Below are 17,252 nucleotides of genomic sequence, written 5' to 3'. Positions count from 1 at the left end.
TCAGCCGAGCAGCGCGCGCTCCTCGGGCAGCTCGTAGCGGCGCGGTCGATCACGTAATGCGAGCGCTGCGCCGAGGGTGATCGGCCCGATCCGGCCGGCGAACATCAGCAGCGACATCACGACATGCGCCGCGGGCGGCAGATCCGGGGTGATACCGGTGGAAAGTCCCACCGTGCAGGTTGCCGAGATGGCCTCGAACAGGACCTTCTCGAACTCGAAATCGGTCATGGTCAGCAGAGTCAGCGTGGTGATCATGACAAGACCCACGGTGAGTAGCGCGATGGTCAGTGCCTGGCGTTGCACGCTCGCGGCGAGCTTGCGGCCGAAGACGTGCACCGAGGAACGGCCGCGGAGCTCGGCGTAGATCACGAAGGCGAGTAGCGCGAAGGTGGTCACCTTGATCCCGCCCGCGGTGCTCGCGCTGCCGCCGCCGATGAACATCAGCACGTCCTGCAGGAGCAGGCTGGATGAGTGCATCTCGCCGATCTCGATGCTGTTGAATCCTGCCGAGCGCGGCATCGTGCCGGCGAAGAAGCCCGCGAGAAGTTTGCCAGGCACGCTGAGCGGACCCATGGTCTGCTCATTGCTCCATTCCGCGATCGTGATGAAGCTGAACGCGAAGACCAGCAGCACCGCGCTGGTCAGCACGGTGATCTTGGTGTGCATCGACCACAGGACCCGGCCGCGTAGCCGGCGTCCGATCTCGAACCACACCGGGAACCCGAGCCCGCCGACGATCACCGCGACGGGGATCGGTATCGCGATCCACGGGTCGTCCACGAACCGCGTCATGCTGTCCGAATACAGCGCGAAACCCGCGTTGTTGAACGCCGATATCGCGTGGAACACGCCTTCATACAGGGCTTTGCCGAGTGAATGCTCGTAGCCGAAGAAGAACCGCCCGGTAAGGATGCAGGCGATGATGAACTCGAAGATCAGGCTGAACTTGATGACTCCGGCCACTACCGCACGTAGCTCGCCGAGGCGGAGCGCTTTGGTTTCCCGCTGCGCGCTCAGCTGCATGCGCAGTCCGAATCGCCGCGCGACGAGCAGGCCGAGCAGCGAGGCAACCGTCATAATGCCGAGGCCGCCGAGCTGCACCAGACAAGCGATCACGACGTGGCCGAATTCCGACCAGTGATCACCGGTGTCATAAATAGTGAGCCCAGTAAGGCATACCGCGGAGGTCGCGGTGAACAGTGCGCCCACCAGATCCGTCGCCGTGCCGTCATTCGACGAGATGGGCAGCATCAGCAGCACGGTGCCGATCGCGATCGCGGTGGCGAAGCCGGCCATCACCGCGCGCGCCGGATGGCCGCCGGATGGCAGCAGCTTGCGTGCCATACGGCGAATCCGGGAGCCATCGTGCTGTTCGTATCGGGTGGCCATTGTTGCCTCAGCGTATGTCCCGAGGGCGCGCGCTGGCCGCGACACTCCGGTTGCGGCAGTCCGGTGATACGCGAAGCTACTTCGCGGGTGGGGCGGGTTCGGCCAGGCCCATCGCGCGGAAGAGTTCCAGCGCTTGTCGGCGCACCCGCTGGTCGCCGCCGCCCTGCCCGATCAGCCAGAGCACTTCGGCGAGCGCGCTGCCCGCGTCGCAGTGCAGCGCACGGAAGTAGCGACCGAGGGCCGCGCGCTGTGGGCCGTGCAGGGTGACCAGTGGGTCGCCGAACCAGGAGTCGATGAGCACCACCTCGCCTTGCCGGTCTTCCAACATCCAGCGGGGGCATGCCCTGGCGATTGCTCGCCATTCATCGGCCAGTTCGGCGATCCGTCGTTGCGTGGTGCCTACCGAAAGGTTCGATAATTCGCTCATGTGTTCGAGTACAACATATGCGCGGGCGGTGTACGGCCCGGCTCGCGTGGGTGACCAGCGCCCCGGTCGGTGAGGCCACGACACGACGCTCCGTGACCGCGTTCTTTAAGGATCTTGCGGTTACCGGGCCGAGGTGCGCAGCTCGTACAAGGTGTCGATCAACAGGCGGGGTGTCGCTGGTGTGGCGACGATCCAGTCGTCCCCCTTGGCGCCGTTCTGCTTCGACCGGATCAGCCACCTGCCCTTGGCGGTGTCCAATACGGTTGCTCGGCCGGCGGGGTTACGGGCCCCCGAGCGATCACGGGTCGCGGCATGCAGTTCGGCGGTATGCGTTCGGGGTAGTTCGAGTGCCGCGCGCAACTGTTTGGCCGCATGTTCGTCAGCCCTTCGGCCCGTAGTTCCGCCCGGCGCCGGGTTGAGCAGGTTGTCGAAGGTCGATCTGGGCACGTTCAGCGCATGCGCCTTTGCCGGCTGGGTGTCCGGCAACATCGCGACAAGGTCCTCGGCGAGCGCGTCCGGCCGTGCCGGTTGCAGCCGGACCAGATCGCCTGCCCTGCTCAGTGCTACGGCGTCGGAGCCAATCGCGGCGACCAGGATGCGGTAGGGCCCCTGCGCATCGGTTGCCCAGCAGGAAAACTCCACCGATGGTCTGGTCAGTACGACCAGCGCGTCGCGGAACCGGGGATCCAGCCGATCGCCTTGGTACAGCCCGACCGCGGCGAGTACTTCGCGTGCTCTGGCATCGATCTCGGTGGTCTGCCCGGGGCCTTGCCAATCGGGCTGCCCGGCAAGGACGGGATGGCTTTCACCAAGGCTGTCCCAGCGCATGCTGGCGGAAAGTGCCCAAAGAGGCAGTTCGAACGTACCGCCAATTACCGCTTTCACCTACCGTGTTCCTCCCCCGGAAGTACCGCGCACCGAGACCGTCGCTGAACGTGATCTTCGTGTCACAGAAGTTACCAGGTCGCCTTGTCCGCCGGAGGAGTTTGCCGCTGATCGCGACGTAAGGTGCCCCACCCGCCCATAACCCGCAGCGAGTGGGGCACCAGGAGATCAGTCGGCGCGGCGCCAGGCTTTGCTGAGCGCCACCTTGCCGCCGGTTTGCAGCAGCGACCCGGAGTACAGCCGGGTGGCCAGCGCGGCAACCAGTACGACGGAGGCGGCGAGTATGCCGAGCGACAGCAGCGCTTCCCAGACCTGAGCCTGTTCGTTGAACATCCGCACCGGCATCGCCAGACCGGCGGAAAACGGCACATAGGACAGTACGGTCAGCACGGTCTCGTTTTCCGAGAAGAACGTCACGCCGAAGTACGGCCCCAGCACCAGGATCATCACCAGGGACATGCTCGACCCGAGGTCTTCCTGCCGGCTGACCAGCGAGCCGGCTACGGCCCAGAGCGAGGCCAGCAACACGAACGCGACCAGCAGGAACGGGATGAACCAGCCGAGTGCGGGAGCGATCAGGCGCAACAGGTCGGTATGGCCACCGAGCTGTAGTGCGATCGGCGCGGCTACCGCGACGATGACGAGTTGCCCCAGGGTCAACAGGAACTGCCCCAGGATCTTGCCGGCCAGCAATGCGCGAACCGGAATGGTGGCAACCAGGATCTCCACGATTCGCGTCTGCTTCTCGGTTACCGTGCTCTGCGCGATCGCGATACCACCCATCGCGAACATCATGAACACGACACTGAACGCCATCACGACGATCGTGCTCTGCGCCCCGTCCACTTCGGATGTTTCAAGTAGATCGACAGGCGGCGCGGTATTCAACGCGGCGATGACATCGGTTGGTGGACTGGACAGCGCGAGGACGCGTACGCCGGTAGCGGACTGCCCGGTCAGGTCCGGTAACACCGCCGCATCGACCTGCTCCGCGCGGACCAGCTGTTCGGCCTCTTGGCGATCCGCGACCTGGCGCACCTCGAGATCGGATCCCTGCAACGTTCTGCTCGCGTCGGTGCCGACCGCCGCGATGGACGTCTGCCCGCCCCCGAACAGCCCGGGCAGAATGGACAACGCGAACAGGGCGGCCACGATGACACCGATGCCGATCCAGAAACCCTTGGTGCGCAGGAAGGATTTGACCTCCCGCTCGGCGACCAACCAGGTGGCGCTGGCGAACGAGGTGCCTTTCGGCTGGCCGGTTTCCGGAGCCTGCCGCGCAGGTGCCGCGGTCGTGGTCATCAGACGGCCTCCTTGAAGATCTCGCTGAGCGAGGGGATGACGGGAGCGAAGGTGCGGACCTGGCCACGCTGCATGGCGGCGCGCAGCACTTCCTGATCAGCCTGTGGCCCTGCGGTGGAACTCAGCTCGAAAACCGCCCGCGGTCCGTCGATATCCACGATCCGCACGTCAGGCTGGTCGCGCAGCCAACCGGCATCGGTGTCCACCACGAGTTCAAATCGCTCGGTGCCGAACCGGCCGCGTAGCTCATCGCGGCCACCGGCGGCCGCGATGTTGCCGCCGGAAAGGATCACCAGGTCGTCGCACAACCGCTCGACCAGTTCGAGCTGGTGGCTGGAGAACAGTACTGGAACGCCAGCCGCCGCGTGCTCCCTGAGTACCGCGAGTACGACCTCCACGGCGATCGGATCGAGCCCGGAGAACGGCTCATCCAAGATCAGCATCTCCGGTTCGTGGACCAGCGCGGCGGCGATCTGTACGCGCTGCTGGTTGCCGAGCGAGAGATTCTCCAGGGCTTCGTTCGCCCGCTCGGTCAGATCGAGCTGGGCGAGCAGCCGATCGGTGTTCCGGCGTGCCGTCGCCTGATCCAGCCCATGCAGCCGCGCGAACCAGGTGATCTGCTCGGCGATCTTCATCTTAGGGTACAGGCCCCGCTCTTCCGGCATATAGCCGAACCGTTGCCGGACTGGCTGGGTAACCGGAGTATCACGCCAGGTCACGGCGCCGCCATGGGCGGCGAGTACCCCAAGAATGATCCGCATCGTCGTGGTCTTGCCGGAACCGTTGGCGCCAACGAAGCCGGTCATCCGGCCAGGGCGGACATCGAAGGAGATGTCCTGCAGAACACGGTGGTCGCCGAAGCTGCGGCTGACCGATTTCACTTGCAGCATGGCGTAAACGCTAGCTTTCGCGCCGGCCGGCTGGCGTCCGGCCAGCGAGCGATCTTGGGGTCCTCCGCGCGATGGATACTAGGCACTGCCCGGGGTGACGATGCCCTTCTCGTAGGCGAAGACCACCGCGTGCGTGCGGTCCCGTAGATCCAGTTTGGTCAGCACCCTGGAAACGTGTGTCTTCACCGTCGTCTCGCCGAGGTACAGCTGCGCGGCGATCTCCGCGTTGCTTGATCCGCGCGCGAGCAGTATCAGTACTTCGTACTCGCGCTCGGTCAGCTCTGGCGGCCGGTAGTCCGCGGCCGGCTGGTTGTCGGCGGGCGCCAGGCCGGCGAATCGGGTGATGACCCTGCGGGTGACCTCGGGTGAGAGCAGCGCATCGCCGCGCGCGACGATGCGCACCGATTCGACGAGGTCCTCTGGCGCCGAGTTCTTCAGCAGGAACCCGCTCGCGCCGGCGCGCAACGCTTCGAACAGGTAGTTCTCGTCGTCAAAGGTGGTGAGGATGACGATCTTCGGCAGGTATCCGGCATCGGTATCGCCAAGGATCTGACCTGTCGCGGCCAGCCCGTCCATTTCCGGCATCTGCACGTCCATCAGCACGACGTCCGGCCGAAGCCTGGCGACCTCGCTGATCGCGGTGACGCCGTTGCTGGCCTCGCCGACGACCTCGATATCGGGTTCCGCTCCGAGGATGACCCGAAAGCCGGCGCGAACCAGCTCCTGGTCGTCAACGAGCACCACGCGAAGTGGTTCTGACATTTCCGGGTTGACGGTCACTGGACGTACTCCTGGTTGTCGGTGGCGGGGATGGGCAGGCTGGCGCGGACCCGGTACCCGGAGCCGTCCCGGTTGCCGGCTTCGAGCTCGCCACCGTGTACCGCGACCCGTTCGCGCATGCCGGCAAGGCCGAAACCGCGGGTCGTCGCGCGCATGGCGGTCTTTCCGCGCCGGCCGTCGTCAGTGACCTCGACCTCGAGCGCGCTGGCGAGGAACCGCACCCGTACATCGGCCTGGCTCGCGCCCGCATGTTTGACCACATTGGTCAGTGCTTCTTGGACGATCCGGTACGCGGAGAGCGCCATTGCTTCGGAGATCGGGCGCTGCTCGCCGTACGTGCCGTAGCTGACCTCGAGGCCGGCCGACCGGGTGCGCTCGACCAGTTCGGGCAGCTGGTCAAGGCCGGGAGACGAGCCGTGTTCGGACTGCTCGGGTTCGTCGACATCCGGCGTTTTGGTTGATTCGGCGCGTAACACGCTCAGCAGGCCGCGGAGCTCGCTGATCGCGGTGCGCGCGGTCTGCTCGACCGTCCGCAGCGCGGTCCGCGCGAGTTCGCGGTCGCTGTCCAGCACGCGGCGCGCGGCACCGGCCTGTACGCCCATCACCGACACGTGATGCGCCACGACATCGTGTAGGTCACGGGCGATCCGGATGCGTTCGGCGACGATCGCGCCGCGCACGTTCTGTTCCTGCGACTCACGCAGCTGGCTCGCCCGGTGTTCCAGCTCGGCCAGCCGGCGGGCAGACGTCCACGCCATGTTCCCGAAGAAATAGGCGGAAAGGAAGAACAGCAGATTGAACACGATGTCGTAGAGCACGGCTGCCAGTACGGGGTCGAGTGGACCGGCGGCCCGCTCGAAGGTGGGTGGCGCGACGATGTAGCGCAGCAGGCCGATGCCGAGCCAGGCGAACATCGCCGCGATCACTCCGACTCGGGACCAGCGGGCGACGGTCCGGTTCCGTTCCCATGCGCCGCTGGTGTAGATGGCGAGGAACAGCGCGACGGACGGCACGAAGTTGTCGCCGGTCTGCCTGGCCTGTGCGGCGATGAACAGTGCACCGATGATGAGCAGGACGGCGAGCGGGAACCGACGACGTACGGTGAGCGGCAGCGTGACCGCGACGCACCAGAGCAGCTGTTCCGGGAAGGACGGCACTTCCCCGAAGACGAACGCGCCGATGCTGTTCACCAGGATCAGCACCAGGACGGCTGCCGCCGTGGTGCACAGGCCGATCCAGATGTCCTGGTGCTGCTGTGCCCCGGTTGGCCCTGGCCGCCGCCAGCTGGTCCAGTCGGGTTCGTTCTGGTCGATCGCGGCGGGTTGCGCCGCCGCTACCGTCGAGTCCCGGGTGTCCATAGCCGGCAACGTAGCGCACTCGGCGCGCGCCGGTGGTCTACTGGCGGCCAAGGCGCGTGAATGTCACAGGCTCGGGGAATCGTGGTTCGCGTTGCGGTACTCGCTCGGTCGGGTGCCGCGGAGTCGTTTGAAGGCCACGCTCAGTGCGAATGCGTTGGCGTAGCCTACTTTTCTGGCGATCGAGTCCACCGTATGGTCGGTTTTCCTGAGTAGATCAGCGGCCAGGGCGACTCGCCAGCCAGTGAGGTAGGACATTGGCGGTTCGCCGATCAACGCGGTGAACCGCCGGGCGAAGGCGGCACGCGAGACGCCGACCTTGGTCGCCAGTTCCGCGACCGTCCATGGGTGGGTTGGGTTGTCATGCAGCAGGCGCAGCCCGGCACCCGCGATCGGGTCGTCCAGCGCCTGGCACCAGGCGGGTACCGCGGCGCTGGCGGTCTCGAACCAGCTGCGCAGCGCGGACACCAGCAGCAGGTCCAGCAGTCGATCGAGCACCAGCTGCTGCCCGGGTCGAGCACGGCTGACCTCCTCGTCGAGCATCCGCACGGAGGCGGCGGGAAGGTCGTCCGCCGGTACAACCAGCACGGCGGGCAGGGTGTGCAGCAGCCGTTCGCTCAGCTCGCCCCAGTTCTCGAAAGCACCACTGACCAGCACGGACGGCTCCTCGGCTGGCTCGCCGCAGACTCCGGTGTCCTCGTTCGTGGTGCAGAAATCTGCGCTGGTCACAACCTGCGTGGGGGCGGTTGTGGGGCTGTCGGCCACTACGTAGGGCGTGTCGCCGCGGACGATGGCGATATCGCCAACCTGGATTCGCACGGGTTCCTGATGTTCGGGCAGGATCCAGGCGCTGCCGTGCAGCATGGTGGCCAGCGTCAACGGGACACCGCTGGCCATCCGTAGCGCCCATGGCGGCTGGATGATCGCGCGCCGGAACACGGCGCCACGTGCGCGCACATCGGCCAGCACCTCGGAAACGGCATCCATACGACAATCGTAGACGATTAGACATCAGATGTAGCTCATCAGCCATGGATCGTCTCGGTTCTTCGGGATTGACTGTGGCTATGACTGAACAACCGATTCTGGTAACCGGGGCTACCGGTAAGTCTGGCCGTCGTGTCGTCCGTCAACTGCGGGCGTCGGGTTTGCCGGTTCGCGCGGCGGCACGCAATGGCGAGCAGGTCTTCGACTGGACGGACAGCGGTACCTGGGACGCTGCTCTGGAAGGCACGCAATCCGTCTACATTGTACAGATAGACGGCACGAAGCTGGTTCGTCCGTTCGTGGAGCGGGCGATACATCATGGTGTGCGACGGCTCGTACTGGCCTCGGGGCGGGGTATCGACAACCCGGACTATGTGCGCGACGAAGACGGTGTGCTCGAGGCCATCCAGGACAGCGAGGCAGCCGTGCGGGAAAGTGGTCTGAAGTGGACGATTAGCAGGCCGGGGTGGTTCGCGCAGAACTTCAGCGAGGGGTTCTTTGTCGAGGCCATCGCAAGCGGGCAGTTGCGGCTGCCCGGCGGCGATGGTGCGGCCAGTTTCATCGACGCCGAGGATATCGCCGAGGTTGTGGTCGCCGCGCTGACCGATGATCGGCATGCGGGCGCGGTCTATGAGCTGTCCGGCCCCAAGGCGGTGTCCCTGGACGAGGCGGTAGCCACCATTTCCGCGGCGGCCGGCAGGGATATCGAGTACGTCCCGCTCACAGTCGACGAATATGTGGCGGAACTCGTTCAGCAGGGCGTGGCGCGAGCAGAAGCCGAAGTCTTCGCGGATGTCCTCGAGCCGCTTCGGGCTGGGACCGACGAGTACGTCTCCGACGGCGTCTGGCGTGCGCTCGGGCGCCCACCGCGAAGCTTCGCGGAGTTCGCCTCCGCCACCGCGGCCGAGGGAGGGTGGCGGCTCGGCTAAGACAGCTTGCCTCGCTGAGTCATGCTGGGCTGATGGACCGAGACGACGAGACGATGGTTGATCGTGCGGTCGACGCGCTGAAGCGGGGCGGGGTGCGGATCAGCCCCGGTCTGAGCGAAGACGAGTTGGACTCGGTCGAGGGGCGGTTCGGTTTCCGGTTCGCGCCGGATCATCGTGCGTTGCTGTCCGCGATCCTCCCGCTCGGTGACAGCTGGGTTGACTGGCGGGAGGACCCGGAAGAGGAGCTTCGTCGCCGGTTGGCCTGGCCAGCCGAAGGCGTACTGTTCGATGTGGAGCACGCCGGTTTCTGGCCGGAGTCCTGGGGGCCGCGGCCAGCGGGTCTCGATGCGGCACTCCGGATCGCCACTGAGCGGTTCGCCGAGGTGCCCAAGCTGGTGCCGGTGTTCTCGCACCGCTACCTGCCTGGTAACACCGATCGTCGGGGTGTTCCGGTGTTCTCCGTGTACCAGACCGACGTCATTTACTACGGCACGCACCTACTCGACTACGTGCACCGGGAATTCGGCGGTGGGCAGCGTGACACCGGTACGGCGCGGGAGTACGTCCCGTTCTGGTCGGATCTGGCGACCGGCGCGGACAACGAGGATCTCTGACCAGTGCGGTGGATCTCAGCTGGTTTCGTAGGTGTGCCGCAGTGTCCTGCCGTCCGGCAGCCCGAGGCGCACTTGCCAAGCGCTGCCGTGGATGAATGCGCCGCCGATCAGCGGCAGTGTGCCGCAGAACAGCACAAGGTCGCCGGTGCCGTCGCGAAGCGCGGCTGGCATCAGGTCGACTATTTCCGAGGGATGCCGCAGCGCGGACAGTGAACCCCGCTGGTACGGCTGACCGTCCACACTGGAATCCATTTCCACCGAATCCCAGTCTGGAATGGACAGATCGGTGCCGAGGTCAATGACCGACTCGCCGAGTGGCTTCGGGCAGGCCGCCTTCGCTTTGGCGATATCCGCGCGTTCGAGTGCGCGATCGGTGTGGTCGGAGCCGATCGCGAGATAGAAGTGGCCGTTATGGCGGATTACTACCGGTTCCGCTTCTCCGGAGGTCGATGGCCCAGTCACGCTGAGCGCCGATTCGGTGGTGATCAGTGCTGGGTCGAGATCGTAGAAGGTGGGGACGGTATCCGGGGCGGGGACGCCGATCGCCGCGAGTTCGGCGATGTGCTCGGCGACCGCGTCCGCGTCGCGCGCGGTGTAACCGGCGACGACGAGTTGTTTCGGGGTGATCGTGAGCGTGTCACCGCTGTCCGCTACGTGCAGGCGTACCGACGTGGTTGGTTCGTGCACCAGACATCCTCACTGCTCGGGGTCGTTTCGTTGCACCGCGCCGTGGCGCGGTCAAGATCGCGATACGCCCGTAGGTTACCCGTCTGCGCGGCTCTCGGTCCGGTCAGCTTGTCGCGGCCTTGCCGCGCAAGCGTCCTCGTGGTTGCGGACCAGTCCCAGAAACCGCATTCTTTAGGGATCTTGCGATGAGTGACGCTCCGTGTTCGTGTTCTTTAAGGTTAGCGGGGCCGCGGCAGTGGTGAGTACGTTCCGTGACCGGCTGCCGCGCTTCGTTGGATCGCACAAAAGACCAGCACTGAATTGGTCGTGGACACCTAAGCCAGTGCCCGCCGGTCGCCTTAGCTTGGTTCCCATCGCTGTACCGGCGAAGGGAGCTGGGGAATGGGGCCGCGCAAGGTCGTTGTCGTCGGTGCGGGCATGGTCGGCCTGTCCTGCGCATGGTCCCTACAGGAGTACGGCATCGACGTCGAAGTGCTGGACAGGGCCGCGGTCGGGTCCGGGGCATCCTGGGGCAACGCGGGTTTTCTCGCGCCAGCCCTCACGGTCCCGCTTCCGGAACCGTCGATCCTGCGCTACGGGATTCGCGCCGTGATGGATCGGCACTCTCCAGTCCGGCTGCCGCCACGTGCGGACCCGGAGCTAGCCCGGTTCCTGCTGCGGCTGAGCAGAAACTGCACCACAGCGCGCTGGAGCAAGGCCATGGCCGGTTACCGGATGCTCAATGAACGGATCTTCGAGTCGTTCGACGCGCAACTAACGGACGGAGTGCGCGCCGAGGTGCGCGCCGCCGACCTGCTCGCTGCCTTCACAGGCGCGGCGGAGGCGACCGGTCTGCAGCACGAACTGGACGGCGTGGTCGCCAGTGGCCAGCAGGTGGACGTGGAACTCCTCACCGGGGACCAGGCAAGACATGCCGAGCCCAACCTCTCCGAGCAGATTCGGCTCGCGATGGTCGTGCGCGGGCAGCGGTATATCGATCCGGTCGCGTACGCGAGCGCGCTCGCCGCGAGCGTGCGCGCGCGGGGCGGCACGATCACCGAGCACCTGGCGGTTTCGGGCATCCAGCGCACCGCCGGACGAATCCGGGTGTCCAGTGCCGACGGCGGCCGCGAAGCGGACGCGGTGGTGCTCGCCAGTGGCGCGTGGTTACCCCAGCTGGCTACCCCACACGGGGTACGCATGCCCCAGTTCGGCGGACGCGGGTACAGCTTCACCGTGCCACTGCGCCAGCCGCTGCGCTCCCCGCTGTATTTCCCCGCGGCCAGGGCGGCGCTCGCGCCGCGTGGGGATCGCGTGCGGGTCGCGGGCGTTATGGAGTTCCAGCGCCCGGACGCACCGCTGGACCCGGCCCGGATCGCGGCCACCGTGCGAGCACTGCGGCCGCTGCTTGCCGGCGCCGACTGGTCGCGCATCGAGGATCAGTGGGTTGGTGCCCGGCCGCTGAGCGCGGACGGGATCCCGCTGGTTGGCCCCTCTACGACCGAGGGCGTCTATATCGCGGGCGGGCACGGCATGTGGGGGGTCACGCTCGGCCCGCTGACCGGCCGGCTGCTTGCCGAGCGCATGGCTACTGGAAGCATCGGCCCCGAACTCGACTGGCTGGATCCGACCCGCTGAGCCGCGCGAAGGGAGCTTGATGACTGACGAGATCATCGCCCGTGCCGAGGAAGTCGGTGTCAGTGTGTGGATGCATGCCCGCGCCATCGACGGGACCGCCAGCCTCGGTATTGATGCGACCACGCCCGTGGTGCTCGCATCGGTATTCAAGGTGCCGCTTGCCGTCGAGCTCGCCAACCAGGCCGAGCGGGGCCGGTGCGACCTCGCCGAACAGGTCACCGTGCCCGCCGGGCCAAAGGTCGCTTCACCGTACGGGCTGGCCACTTTCCAGCATCCGGCCACGCTCTCGCTCGACGCGCTGGCCACGCTGATGATCGGGATCAGCGACAACGTCGCCACCGACGTGGTGTTCGCCAGGATCGGCAAACGCGCCGTCCGGGAGCTGTGTGATCGATTGGGCCTGGCGGACACCGCGATCGAACAGGACTGCGCCGAACTGCTCGGCACGATCGGCGCGGACCTCGGTTTCGATTACGCGGACGACGAACGCGCGCTCACCGAGCTTTCTCCGACACAGTTGCGTAGCCTGCGCGCGCTGCGACCGGAGCAGACCTGTCGCAGCACGGCGTTGGACATGACCGCGCTGCTCAGCATGATCTGGCGAGACGAGGCGGCGGGGCCAGCCGCCTGTGCGAATGTGCGCCGCTGGCTCGGGCTGCAGGTATGGCCACACCGGCTGCGGTCCGGCTTCCACACCGACGAGGTACGGATCAGCGGGAAGACCGGCACCCTGCCCACGATCCGCAATGAGGTTGGGGTCGTGGAGTATGCGAACGGCGAGCGGTTCGCGGTAGCGGTGTTCACCGAGGCGATCGACGCTCGCGCCCAGGCGCCGGAGCGGGATGGGTTTATCGGATTCGCCGCCGCACGGGCGGTCGAGGAATTGCGGAGGCAGGGATGAGCGAGCACGTACTACTGCGCGGTGGCCAGGTGTGCGATCCGGGCACGGCGAGCACACGTACCGCGGATCTGTTGGTCAGCGATGGCAGGGTGGCCGCGATCGGCGCTGACCTGTCGGCGCCGGACGGCGCGCAGGTGCTCGATGTGACCGGCCTCGTTGTCGGGCCGGGATTCATCGACCTGCACAGCCATGTGGATTCGATCGCCGGGCAGCGGTTGCAGGCTATGGACGGCGTGTGCGCCACGCTGGAACTGGAGGCTGGCGCGTTGCGGGTGGATACCGCCTACGACGACGCCGCGCGGGCAGGGCGCCCGCTGCACTATGGTTACGCCGCATCCTGGGCAAGCGCACGATACATGGCGCATACCGGTACCGAACCGGAGCACACGCTCGCCGTGCTAGGCGTACCGGAATGGCAGCGCTCCTCGACGTCGAAGGAACGCGCCGCATGGCTCGGCACGCTGGAAACCGAGCTCGGGGCCGGTGGGCTCGGCATCGGCATCCTGCTTGGTTACGCGCCACGCACCGATCCGGCGGAATTCCTTGACGTGGCAAGGCTTGCCGCGCGAGTGGGGGCGCCGACCTTCACCCATGTGCGCGAGCTGGTCGAGGCCGACCCAACCACCCCGGTGGACGGCTCGAGTGAGATCGCCATGGCCGCGGCGGAAACCGGGGCGGCCATGCACCACTGCCACGTGAACAGCACCTCGCGGCGGCACATCGACCGCGTTCTCTCCACTTTGGACGAGTCGCGGGTTGGGGGTTCCCGCGTTACCGTCGAGGCGTACCCTTACGGTGCTGGGTCGACCGCGATCGGCGCGTTCTTCCTTTCTCCGGAACGGTTGCCAGCCTGGGGGATGGCTCCTTCGGATCTGGTACTTGTGGACACTGGTGAGCGGATCGCTGACGTGGCGCGATTGGCCGAGGTGCGCGCGAACGATCCCGGCGCGCCGTGCATCGTGCACTATCTCGACGAACGCGCCGAGGACGACAGGGCACTGCTGCGCCACTCGCTGGCCTTCGAAGACGGCATCGTGGCCAGCGATGCGATGTGGGTCCACCTACCGGACGGCAGCACGGAAAGCACCGAATGGCCCCTGCCGGCCGGTGGGCGCACCCACCCGCGCACCGCCGGTACGTTCACCAAGTCGCTGCGGCTGATGGTGCGCGAGCACGGCGTATGGACGTGGCTCGAGGCATTCCGTCGGTGTTCCTACCTGCCCGCGCGAGTGCTGGATGGGGTCTGTACCGCGATGAACGGGAAGGGGCATTTGGGCATTGGCGCGGATGCCGACATCGTGGTGCTCGACCCAGACAACGTCACCGACCGGGCCACCTTCGCCGATCCGACGAGGACCGCGCAGGGAGTGCGGCACCTGCTCGTGAACGGCACCTTCGTGGTACGCGAGGGGGAACTGGACACCGACGCGTTCCCCGGACGCCCGCTGCGCGGCGGATAACCCCGCCGCGACCGCAAGATCCCTAACGAACGCGGTTCAGCGGCCCCCGGCTACCGGATTACGGACGTCGGAGCACTTGGGGACTCCTGTGGTCACGGCGATAACCGCCAGCAGTGCAACCGCCATCAGGGCAAAGGCCGCGCGGTCGGTACCCGCGGCGCCCGCGACGGTGGTCGCGGCGGCGAGACCGATCGCGCCACCAAATTGCTTCGCGGTGTTCATCAGGCCGGAGGCCGCGCCAGCGTGCTCGGCGCGGACGCCGGTGGTGACGAGCGTGGCCAGCGGTGTGTTCAGCAGTCCACCACCGATTCCGAGCACGACACTGGGCACCAGGATCGCGAGTGCGAACGAACCATGGCCGAGGACGGTCAACAAGAGCAGTCCGGGCACCGCGATCACGACACCGAGCGCGATAAGCGAGCTGCACGCGTATCGCTTCATCAGGCGAGGTGTGACCACGAGGTTCACCGCCAGCATGCTGGCGGTGAGCGGCAGAAAGGCCAGGCCGGCCTGGATCGGCGAGTATCCCAGTTGCGTCTGCATGCGGTAGGTGAGGAAGTACCACAGGCCGACTTGGAAGCAGGCTCCGGTCAGCGCGATCGCGATGTTGCCGAGAACCACCGGTCGGCTCCGTGCAAGGAGGCCGGGTACCAGCTTGTGGGGGCTGCGCCGTTGTTGGACGGCGAGTAGGGCGAACAGCGCGACAGCGGCAAGACCCGTTACCGCCGAAAGCTGGCCGGTCGCCTGCTCGCCGATCGTGGACAGCGCGTAGGTGGCGCAGCCGAACGCGCCGGTGGCGAATATCGCGCCGACCAGGTCGATGCGTACGCGGCGGCGCTCGTCGACAGCCCGTCGATGGAGCGCGAGCGCCGCGATGACGACGCCGACCCCGATGGGTAGGTTGATCAGTAGGGTGGCCCGCCAGGAGATCAGGTCGGTGAGTAATCCGCTGGCGATATTGCCGATCCCGCCGCCGGCCAGGCTTACCGCGGTCCAGACGGCGATGGCTCGTGTCCGATGTGGACCCTCAGCGTGGGTGGTGGTGAGCAGGGTGAAGGTCGCGGGCGAGACCGCCGCGGCGGAGATGCCCTGTGCGGCACGTGCGGCGATCAGTACCCAGCCTTCGGGTGCCAGCCCGCCGACGGCGCTCGCCAGCGTGAACGCGCCGATGCTCCAGGCGAGCAGCCGTGCGGTGCCTACGACATCGGCGAGCCGGGCGCCCACCAGCAGCACTCCGGCGAAGCCGAGGCTGTACGCCATTGCCACCCACGATGTCGAAACGCGCCCGAGGTCGAGGTCGGCCTGGATCGATGGCAGCGCCACGTTCACCACGGAGATGTCCAGCACGACGACCAGCTGAGCCACGCATGAAGTCCACAGTCCCAGCCGTTGCAACGAGGTCGCCGCCGCCTTTCTGATACGCATGTATCGTATGATACGACTGTATCATTATGCGGCGGAAGCGATTCCACTCGTGATCACGGCTCGTACGCGATGTTGCTGGCCGAAGCGTGGCGAGGAAGTCAACCTCGCGTCGCCGGCCGCGCGTCTCCGAACTAGCGATCCGACCGGTGCTCCACGATCAGAGATCCAGCACCAGGACATCGGTTTTTGACCTGGAAACGCAGGGCAGGATCATAGCGTTGGATTCATATTCATCGTCGGTCAGTACATCATCGTGGTGGTCCGGGATTCCTTTGCTCACAGTCAATAGACACGTGCCGCAGATCCCGGCTCGGCATGAGTTCGTTATCTCGTAACCCGCGTCTTCGAGCGCTTCCAGAAGACTCGTACCGTCCGGGACATGTAGGCGGTCGAGCGACCGGGCAAGCCGTACTTCGAATCCGCCACTACTGGCCGCGGGGCCGGCAGTGAATCGCTCGAGATGCAGCGATTCGCTCGGGCACCGCTGGGCCACCGCGTCGAGCAGCGGGCCCGGGCCGCAGCAGTAGACCGTGGTGCGAGGGTCCAGAGCGTCGAGGAAATGATCGAGATCGAGCAACCCGAACTGGTCCTCGGGCCGGATGTACCGTTCGCCGCCACCGTACTCTCGGAGCTCCTCCACAAACGCCATCGATTGGCGGGTTCGCCCGCCGTAGAGCAACGTCCAGGCGTTGGTTCGGGCTGCGACCTCGCGAACCATCGCCAGGATCGGCGTGATGCCGATTCCGCCTGCGATGAACAGGTACCGCTCTGAGTCGACAAGTGCGAAGTTGTTTCTGGGCCCATTCGCTCGGAGTACATCCCCGGGGTAGACGGATTCGTGTATGCGCTTGGAACCCCCGCGCCCGTCTGATTCGAGCAGCACCGCGATCCGCCACTCCCGGGCAACGGCAGGGTCGCCGCACAAGGAGTACTGGCGAACCAACCCGGGGCTTAGCTCCAGGTCGATGTGCGCTCCTGGTTGCCATTCGGGAAGCGATTGGTCGGACGCGGAGCAAAGCCGGAGGGATATGACCCCCTCAGCCTCTTGGTGAACCGCTGTTACTCGGAGGCGGAGATTCGAGGACTCTCGCGTAGACGATTCTGGTGCTGAGCTCATGATTCACCTCGCAGAACCGGTCGCACAAAGATTCCGTCAGGACGGGGCTTTCTTGCTCGGGGTGAACATCTCCGAAGCGATGCTGTGCATTCCCCGCATCGCGCGCAGGATCTCGTTTCGATCATCGTCTGTGGCCGCGTACCTGGCGAGGACCTGCCTGCCGAGACCAACGTGGAACTTCTCGTCGACCTCGATCTTGCGGTGCACCCGGACGACTTCGTCGAACCCATGCTGTTCGCCAGCTAGGAAGGTTGGTTCAAGGCTGCCAGTGGCAGAGGTTTCCGAGACGTTCCAGGCGGCGATCGCGGCGAGCGGATGGCGGTCGAGGCAGTCCCACAAGAATTCACTCCACTGTGCCGACGACGGGGGGACGGAGGTGGGCGCAGTGCCACCTAGATGGTTAATTCCGTGAGGTCGGTGTTAGTGGTCGTAGGCGGTCAGTGATCGTTTGCTGGTGACGCCCGTGGCCCAGTTGTGCCAGATGCCG

At 66.3% G+C, this 17,252-nt stretch carries 17 protein-coding genes; 5 read left to right on the top strand and 12 right to left on the bottom strand.

Going from position 1 to position 17,252, the window contains the following annotated elements; translation table 11 throughout:
* The 8 genes from EV191_RS15290 to EV191_RS15255 all read right to left on the bottom strand — a co-directional run bounded on the left by EV191_RS15290 (position 1) and on the right by EV191_RS15255 (position 8,015).
* Positions 1–1,344, bottom strand: coding sequence for a TrkH family potassium uptake protein (locus EV191_RS15290; RefSeq protein WP_243658976.1), 1,344 nt, complete (start codon positions 1,342–1,344; stop codon positions 1–3).
* A 121-nt stretch (positions 1,345–1,465) separates the two neighbouring features.
* Positions 1,466–1,816, bottom strand: coding sequence for a hypothetical protein (locus EV191_RS15285; RefSeq protein ID WP_132877738.1), 351 nt, complete (start codon positions 1,814–1,816; stop codon positions 1,466–1,468).
* Positions 1,817–1,936: 120 nt separating this feature from the next.
* Entirely contained in the window at positions 1,937–2,644 is a 708-nt protein-coding gene (locus tag EV191_RS15280) for an ESX secretion-associated protein EspG (protein WP_132877737.1), read from the bottom strand.
* 225 nt (positions 2,645–2,869) lie between these two features.
* Entirely contained in the window at positions 2,870–4,003 is a 1,134-nt protein-coding gene (locus EV191_RS15275) for an ABC transporter permease (RefSeq protein WP_132877736.1), read from the bottom strand.
* On the bottom strand, positions 4,003–4,893 hold the full coding sequence (locus EV191_RS15270) for an ABC transporter ATP-binding protein (protein WP_132877735.1): 891 nt from the start codon (positions 4,891–4,893) through the stop codon (positions 4,003–4,005). Before EV191_RS15270 ends, EV191_RS15275 begins: the two co-directional genes overlap by 1 nt.
* Before the next feature lie 78 nt (positions 4,894–4,971).
* A complete protein-coding gene (locus EV191_RS15265) occupies positions 4,972–5,655 on the bottom strand; it encodes a response regulator (RefSeq protein ID WP_132877941.1) in 684 nt (227 codons plus the stop codon).
* Positions 5,656–5,669: 14 nt separating this feature from the next.
* Positions 5,670–7,031, bottom strand: a complete 1,362-nt coding sequence (locus EV191_RS15260) for a sensor histidine kinase (RefSeq protein WP_132877734.1) — start codon at positions 7,029–7,031, stop codon at positions 5,670–5,672.
* A gap of 63 nt (positions 7,032–7,094) precedes the next feature.
* The gene (locus EV191_RS15255; protein WP_132877733.1) at positions 7,095–8,015 is read right to left on the bottom strand and encodes an AraC family transcriptional regulator; all 921 of its coding nucleotides are present in this window, start codon (positions 8,013–8,015) and stop codon (positions 7,095–7,097) included.
* Positions 8,016–8,095: 80 nt separating this feature from the next.
* Here EV191_RS15255 and EV191_RS15250 point away from each other — a divergent pair, with 80 nt between their 5' ends.
* Both EV191_RS15250 and EV191_RS15245 read left to right on the top strand, forming a co-directional pair.
* Positions 8,096–8,944 carry an NAD(P)H-binding protein gene (locus EV191_RS15250; RefSeq protein ID WP_132877732.1) on the top strand — a complete coding sequence of 283 codons (849 nt, stop codon included), beginning with the start codon at positions 8,096–8,098 and terminating at the stop codon, positions 8,942–8,944.
* Between the two features lie 32 nt (positions 8,945–8,976).
* Positions 8,977–9,558, top strand: coding sequence for a hypothetical protein (locus EV191_RS15245; protein WP_132877731.1), 582 nt, complete (start codon positions 8,977–8,979; stop codon positions 9,556–9,558).
* Positions 9,559–9,573: 15 nt separating this feature from the next.
* On the opposite strand, the gene EV191_RS15240 is transcribed toward EV191_RS15245, so the two are convergent.
* On the bottom strand, positions 9,574–10,245 hold the full coding sequence (locus EV191_RS15240) for a DUF2848 family protein (RefSeq protein ID WP_132877730.1): 672 nt from the start codon (positions 10,243–10,245) through the stop codon (positions 9,574–9,576).
* Between the two features lie 381 nt (positions 10,246–10,626).
* Here EV191_RS15240 and EV191_RS15235 point away from each other — a divergent pair, with 381 nt between their 5' ends.
* Genes EV191_RS15235 through EV191_RS15225 form a run of 3 tightly spaced genes read left to right on the top strand, consistent with a single transcriptional unit; the run spans position 10,627 to position 14,223 of the window.
* On the top strand, positions 10,627–11,862 hold the full coding sequence (locus EV191_RS15235) for an NAD(P)/FAD-dependent oxidoreductase (protein WP_132877729.1): 1,236 nt from the start codon (positions 10,627–10,629) through the stop codon (positions 11,860–11,862).
* Positions 11,863–11,881: 19 nt separating this feature from the next.
* On the top strand, positions 11,882–12,763 hold the full coding sequence (locus EV191_RS15230) for a serine hydrolase (protein WP_132877728.1): 882 nt from the start codon (positions 11,882–11,884) through the stop codon (positions 12,761–12,763).
* Complete coding sequence (locus tag EV191_RS15225) at positions 12,760–14,223, top strand: amidohydrolase family protein (protein WP_132877727.1); 1,464 nt, start codon at positions 12,760–12,762, stop codon at positions 14,221–14,223. Before EV191_RS15230 ends, EV191_RS15225 begins: the two co-directional genes overlap by 4 nt.
* Positions 14,224–14,259: 36 nt before the next feature.
* On the opposite strand, the gene EV191_RS15220 is transcribed toward EV191_RS15225, so the two are convergent.
* The 3 genes from EV191_RS15220 to EV191_RS15210 all read right to left on the bottom strand — a co-directional run bounded on the left by EV191_RS15220 (position 14,260) and on the right by EV191_RS15210 (position 17,104).
* Positions 14,260–15,648 (bottom strand): MFS transporter, encoded by a 1,389-nt coding sequence (locus EV191_RS15220; RefSeq protein WP_132877726.1) that lies wholly within the window; start codon positions 15,646–15,648, stop codon positions 14,260–14,262.
* A gap of 157 nt (positions 15,649–15,805) precedes the next feature.
* On the bottom strand, positions 15,806–16,531 hold the full coding sequence (locus EV191_RS15215) for a PDR/VanB family oxidoreductase (protein WP_243658975.1): 726 nt from the start codon (positions 16,529–16,531) through the stop codon (positions 15,806–15,808).
* 270 nt (positions 16,532–16,801) lie between these two features.
* Positions 16,802–17,104 carry a hypothetical protein gene (locus tag EV191_RS15210; protein WP_207894540.1) on the bottom strand — a complete coding sequence of 101 codons (303 nt, stop codon included), beginning with the start codon at positions 17,102–17,104 and terminating at the stop codon, positions 16,802–16,804.
* Positions 17,105–17,252: the final 148 nt, after the last annotated feature.

This window comes from Tamaricihabitans halophyticus, assembly GCF_004340875.1.
Lineage (GTDB): Bacteria > Actinomycetota > Actinomycetes > Mycobacteriales > Pseudonocardiaceae > Tamaricihabitans > Tamaricihabitans halophyticus.
The sequence above is the reverse complement of the archived record's forward strand: the minus strand, read 5'-3'. Positions and strand labels throughout refer to the sequence as shown.

Coding starts and splice junctions, on each gene's coding strand:
- EV191_RS15290 (WP_243658976.1), bottom strand. CDS start 1,344: ATGGCACGCAAGCTGCTGCCATCCGGCGGCCATCCGGCGCGCGCGGTG.
- EV191_RS15285 (WP_132877738.1), bottom strand. CDS start 1,816: ATGAGCGAATTATCGAACCTTTCGGTAGGCACCACGCAACGACGGATC.
- EV191_RS15280 (WP_132877737.1), bottom strand. CDS start 2,644: ATGCGCTGGGACAGCCTTGGTGAAAGCCATCCCGTCCTTGCCGGGCAG.
- EV191_RS15275 (WP_132877736.1), bottom strand. CDS start 4,003: ATGACCACGACCGCGGCACCTGCGCGGCAGGCTCCGGAAACCGGCCAG.
- EV191_RS15270 (WP_132877735.1), bottom strand. CDS start 4,893: ATGCTGCAAGTGAAATCGGTCAGCCGCAGCTTCGGCGACCACCGTGTT.
- EV191_RS15265 (WP_132877941.1), bottom strand. CDS start 5,655: ATGTCAGAACCACTTCGCGTGGTGCTCGTTGACGACCAGGAGCTGGTT.
- EV191_RS15260 (WP_132877734.1), bottom strand. CDS start 7,031: ATGGACACCCGGGACTCGACGGTAGCGGCGGCGCAACCCGCCGCGATC.
- EV191_RS15255 (WP_132877733.1), bottom strand. CDS start 8,015: ATGGATGCCGTTTCCGAGGTGCTGGCCGATGTGCGCGCACGTGGCGCC.
- EV191_RS15250 (WP_132877732.1), top strand. CDS start 8,096: ATGACTGAACAACCGATTCTGGTAACCGGGGCTACCGGTAAGTCTGGC.
- EV191_RS15245 (WP_132877731.1), top strand. CDS start 8,977: ATGGACCGAGACGACGAGACGATGGTTGATCGTGCGGTCGACGCGCTG.
- EV191_RS15235 (WP_132877729.1), top strand. CDS start 10,627: ATGGGGCCGCGCAAGGTCGTTGTCGTCGGTGCGGGCATGGTCGGCCTG.
- EV191_RS15230 (WP_132877728.1), top strand. CDS start 11,882: ATGACTGACGAGATCATCGCCCGTGCCGAGGAAGTCGGTGTCAGTGTG.
- EV191_RS15225 (WP_132877727.1), top strand. CDS start 12,760: ATGAGCGAGCACGTACTACTGCGCGGTGGCCAGGTGTGCGATCCGGGC.
- EV191_RS15220 (WP_132877726.1), bottom strand. CDS start 15,648: ATGCGTATCAGAAAGGCGGCGGCGACCTCGTTGCAACGGCTGGGACTG.